The sequence below is a fragment of the Amedibacillus sp. YH-ame10 genome, assembly GCF_053848885.1.
This window is the reverse complement of the sequence record NZ_JBSPFA010000058.1, coordinates 1-4,970: the sequence shown is the minus strand read 5'-3', so window position 1 is coordinate 4,970 and position 4,970 is coordinate 1. Positions and strand designations below refer to the sequence as shown.

Genomic DNA, 4,970 nt, shown 5'->3' with positions numbered 1-4,970 from the left:
AAAAGAAAAAGACATCCATAAGGATGTCGATCACCTGGCAGCGTGCTATCTTCACTGAGGCAGGCCCAGCTATTGTCGCCGCTGAAGTGCTTAACTTCTGTGTTCGGGATGAGAACAGGTGTGTCCACTTCGCCATCGCCACCAGATCGTTTCTTTTTCTGAAGGGTTCTTTCCTTCAAAACTGAATGACATCATTTTTTGTGATTAAGTCCTCGACCTATTAGTATCAGTCAACTCCACATATCGCTATGCTTCCATCTCTGACCTATCAACCTCGTCGTCTTCAAGGGGTCTTACTACATCATGTGTATGGGAGATCTCATCTTGGAGTAGGCTTCGCGCTTAGATGCTTTCAGCGCTTATCCTTTCCCTACTTAGCTACCCAGCTATGCTCCTGGCGGAACAACTGGTGCACCAGCGGTAGGTCCATCCCGGTCCTCTCGTACTAAGGACAGCTCTCCTCAAATCTCCAACGCCCACAACAGATAGGGACCGAACTGTCTCACGACGTTCTGAACCCAGCTCGCGTACCGCTTTAATGGGCGGACAGCCCAACCCTTGGAACCGAATTCAGCTCCAGGATGCGATGAGCCGACATCGAGGTGCCAAACCTCGCCGTCGATGTGAACTCTTGGGCGAGATCAGCCTGTTATCCCCAGGGTAGCTTTTATCCGTTGAGCGACGGCCCTTCCATACGGCACCGCCGGATCACTAATCCCGACTTTCGTCCCTGTTCGACTTGTTGGTCTCACAGTCAAGCACGCTTCTGCATTTGCACTCGTCGATTGATTTCCAGCCAATCTGAGCGTACCTTTGGGCGCCTCCGTTACATTTTAGGAGGCGACCGCCCCAGTCAAACTGCCTACCTGACACGGTCCCTCACCCCGTCTAGGGGCGTAGGTTAGAACTTCAATCAGACAAGAGTGGTATCCCAACGGCGACTCCTCGTACACTGGCGTGCACGTCTCATAGTCTCCCACCTATCCTGTACATCTCTGATCGAAGCTCAATATCAAGCTACAGTAAAGCTCCATGGGGTCTTTCCGTCTAGTTGCGGGTAACCTGCATTTTCACAGGTACTAAGATTTCACCGAGTCTGCTGCCGAGACAGCGCCCAAATCGTTACGCCTTTCGTGCGGGTCAGAACTTACCTGACAAGGAATTTCGCTACCTTAGGACCGTTATAGTTACGGCCGCCGTTCACTGGGGCTTCAATTCAATGCTTCATCTTACGATTGACACATCCTCTTAACCTTCCAGCACCGGGCAGGCGTCACCCCCTATACTTCGTCTTGCGACTTCGCAGAGAGCTGTGTTTTAGTTAAACAGTCGCTTGGGCCTCTTCACTGCGGCTCTCTTTTACAAGAGCACTCCTTATCGCTAACTTACGGAGTCATTTTGCCGAGTTCCTTGGCAACAGTTCTCTCGCTCACCTCAGGATTCTCTCCTTGCCCACCTGTGTCGGTTTTGGTACGGGCCGCTATATCATTACTAGAAACTTTTCTTGGAAGCTGGCATTATGTGCTTCAGTACTTGTCCGAAGACTTTCCCTTACCTATCACGCTTTACATTCTGTGCACGCATTTTACTATGCACCTGCTATACGCTTCGCCCACAATCCATTAAGTGGGTCACACTAGCCTTCTCCGTCATTCCTTCGCTCATATCGCGGGTACAGGAATATCTGCCTGTTTTCCATCCACTACGCCTTTCGGCCTCGCGTTAGGTCCCGACTTACCCAGGGCGGACGAACCTTCCCCTGGAATCCTTGGGCTATCGGTGTGTAGGATTCTCACCTACATCTCGCTACTCACACCGGCATTCTCACTTCCATACACTCCACCACTCCTTACGGTATGGCTTCTACGCAGTATGGAACGCTCCCCTACCACTCAATTTACATTGAATCCGCAGCTTCGGTAGTATGCTTAGCCCCGGTACATTTTCGGCGCAGGGTCACTCGACTAGTGAGCTGTTACGCACTCTTTAAAGGGTGGCTGCTTCTGAGCCAACCTCCTAGTTGTCTGTGCATCCCCACATCCTTTTCCACTTAGCATACATTTTGGGACCTTAACTGGCGGTCTGGGCTGTTTCCCTTTTGACCATGGACCTTATCACCCACAGTCTGACTGCCGAGCATTCCAATATGGCATTCGGAGTTTGATTATACTCAGTACCCCGGGATGGGGCCATCGTACATTCAGTGCTCTACCTCCACATTGTTCTCTCTCGACGCTAGCCCTAAAGCTATTTCGGGGAGAACCAGCTATATCCGTGTTCGATTGGAATTTCTCCCCTAGCCACAACTCATCCGCCAACTTTTCAACGGGGGTCGGTTCGGTCCTCCATTCAGTTTCACCTGAACTTCAACCTGGTCATGGCTAGATCACACGGTTTCGGGTCTACATCAACGTACTTTCGCCCTATTAAGACTCGCTTTCGCTTCGGCTCCGTCTCTTCGACTTAACCTCGCACGTTAACGTAACTCGCCGGTTCATTCTACAAAAGGCACGCCATCACCCTTTAACGGGCTCTGACTTCTTGTAAGCATACGGTTTCAGGTTCTATTTCACTCCGCTCCCGCGGTTCTTTTCACCTTTCCCTCACGGTACTGGTTCACTATCGGTCACTTGTTTATATTTAGCCTTGACGGATGGTCCCGCCTGCTTCCGACAAGATTTCTCGTGTCTCGCCGTACTCAGGATTCCACTCAGCTTCCATTCACTTTCGAATACGGGACTTGCACCCTCTTCGGTCGATCTTTCAATATCGTTCTCCTAGCAAATTTCTTGCCTTATTTGTGGTCCTACAACCCCAGACCTAAGTCTGGTTTGGGCTTTTCCCCTTTCGCTCGCCGCTACTTAGGGAATCATTGTTTATTTTCTTTTCCTCCGGATACTTAGATGTTTCAGTTCTCCGGGTACCTCTCTCATGAGCTATGTATTCACTCATGGATGACACACTATTACGCATGCCGGGTTTCCCCATTCGGATATCGACGGATCTTCGTGTACGTACCACTCCCCGTCGCGTTTCGCCGTTTGTCGCGTCCTTCATCAGTTTCAAGTGCCAAGGCATCCACCGTACGCCCTTATTCGCTTAATCACTAAGCATTTTTTATTTATTTATACTCTCTTTCAAGAGTTGGTTTTCGCTTGAGTTTTTTTACTGTTTGTTTAACTGTTTTTTTTGCTTTCTCATGTGAATATCTTAGTCTTCAACTTACGTTTTAGACCTCAATATCTTTTTTTTGATGTCATTCAGTTTTCAAAGATCGATTCCCCTCCTCCTTCTTTAGAAGAAAAAGGTTCCTTAGGAAGATTTTTCGGTCTTCCAAAACCGAACAGGAAATTCATTGCTTTTCGTTTGTGTTACTTTTGTACTTTCTCCTTAGAAAGGAGGTGATCCATCCCCACGTTCCCGTAGGGATACCTTGTTACGACTTAACCCCAGTCATCGGTCCTACCTTCGACGGCTCACTCCCTTACGGGTTATGCCACCGGCTTCGGGTATTACTGACTCCCATGGTTTGACGGGCGGTGTGTACAAGGCCCGAGAACGTATTCACCGCAGCATGCTGATCTGCGATTACTAGCGATTCCGACTTCATGGAGTCGAGTTGCAGACTCCAATCCGAACTGAGACGTCCTTTATGAGATTTGCTTGCATTCACATGCTTGCTCCTCTTTGTAGACGCCATTGTAGTACGTGTGTAGCCCAGGCCATAAGGGGCATGATGATTTGACGTCATCCCCACCTTCCTCCGGTTTATCACCGGCAGTCTCGCATGAGTCCCCAACTTAATGATGGTAACATGCGACAAGGGTTGCGCTCGTTGCGGGACTTAACCCAACATCTCACGACACGAGCTGACGACAACCATGCACCACCTGTGTGATTTATAGCTATCTCCCTATCTCTAGGGTATTTAAATCCATGTCAAGGCCTGGTAAGGTTCTTCGCGTTGCTTCGAATTAAACCACATACTCCACCGCTTGTGCGGGCCCCCGTCAATTCCTTTGAGTTTCACACTTGCGTGCATACTCCCCAGGCGGAGAACTTATTGCGTTAACTGCAGCACTGAATTTCTCCAACACTTAGTTCTCATCGTTTACGGCGTGGACTACTAGGGTATCTAATCCTATTTGCTCCCCACGCTTTCGTGCCTCAGTGTCAGTTACAGACCAGGCGACCGCCTTCGCCACTGGTGTTCCTCCATATATCTACGCATTTTACCGCTACACATGGAATTCCATCGCCCTCTTCTGCACTCTAGCTCATCAGTTTCCAAAGCATACAACAGTTGAGCTGTTGCCTTTTACTTCAGACTTAATGTGCCACCTACGCACCCTTTACGCCCAATCATTCCGGATAACGCTCGCCACCTACGTATTACCGCGGCTGCTGGCACGTAGTTAGCCGTGGCTTTCTGGTAAGATACCGTCACTCAGTTAGCATTTCCTCTAACTGCCGTTCTTCTCTTACAACAGAGCTTTACGATCCGAAAACCTTCTTCACTCACGCGGCATTGCTCGTTCAGAGTTTCCTCCATTGACGAAAATTCCCTACTGCTGCCTCCCGTAGGAGTTTGGGCCGTGTCTCAGTCCCAATGTGGCCGTTCACCCTCTCAGGTCGGCTACGCATCGTCGCCTTGGTGGGCCGTTACCTCACCAACTAGCTAATGCGCCGCAGATCCATCCATGTTCAGAGCTGACGCTCCTTTAATAATGAAGAGATGCCTCTTCATTACCTATCCGGTTTTAGCTACCGTTTCCAGCAGTTATCCCAGGCACATGGGCAGGTTATCTACGTGTTACTCACCCGTTCGCCACTAAGTCTTTTTGAAAGCAAGCTTTCTAAAGACTTCGTTCGACTTGCATGTATTAGGCATGCCGCCAGCGTTCATCCTGAGCCAGGATCAAACTCTCCATTTGATTTAGCTCAGACGTTTTGCCAACGTCTTGTTTTTT

Annotated in this window: 3 rRNA genes; all 3 read right to left on the bottom strand. The window is 49.4% G+C overall.

Features of this window, described 5'->3' with window-relative positions:
• Nucleotides 1–32: 32 nt before the first annotated feature.
• Nucleotides 33–146 (bottom strand): 5S ribosomal RNA (rrf, locus tag ACWG42_RS14795).
• A 54-nt stretch (nt 147–200) separates the two neighbouring features.
• Nucleotides 201–3,105: ribosomal RNA gene (locus ACWG42_RS14790) — 23S ribosomal RNA — on the bottom strand.
• A gap of 289 nt (nt 3,106–3,394) precedes the next feature.
• A 16S ribosomal RNA gene (locus ACWG42_RS14785) occupies nt 3,395–4,934 on the bottom strand.
• Together the 16S, 23S and 5S rRNA genes form the textbook arrangement of a ribosomal RNA operon.
• Between the last annotated feature and the right edge of the window lie 36 nt (nt 4,935–4,970).